At 62.6% G+C, this 246-nt stretch carries 1 protein-coding gene; it reads left to right on the top strand.

Annotated features, from left to right (window positions below; all coding sequences use genetic code 11):
- Window positions 1-246: hypothetical protein (locus AAEY88_RS15030; protein ID WP_350563680.1), on the top strand; the 246-nt coding region annotated here is incomplete at both ends.

The following is a 246-nucleotide window of genomic DNA, read 5'->3' as shown; positions in this document are numbered from 1 at the left end:
GACTGGTACAAGCAGGTGCTGCTCGACCCACGCCTGCACGATTCGCTGCTGCGCCAGTTCATCTACTCGGCCTGCGTGCTGCTGATCGAGATCCCGCTGGGCATCGCCATCGCCCTGACCATGCCCACCAAGGGCCGTTGGTCCTCGCTGGTGCTGATCATTCTCGCCATTCCGTTGCTGATTCCGTGGAACGTGGTCGGCACCATCTGGCAGATTTTTGGCCGTGCCGACATCGGCCTGCTGGGC

The sequence above is a fragment of the Psychrobacter sp. CAL346-MNA-CIBAN-0220 genome (assembly GCF_040309805.1).
GTDB lineage: Bacteria > Pseudomonadota > Gammaproteobacteria > Pseudomonadales > Moraxellaceae > Psychrobacter.
Note: the sequence above shows the minus strand (reverse complement) of the source record. Positions and strands in the feature narration are given on the sequence as shown.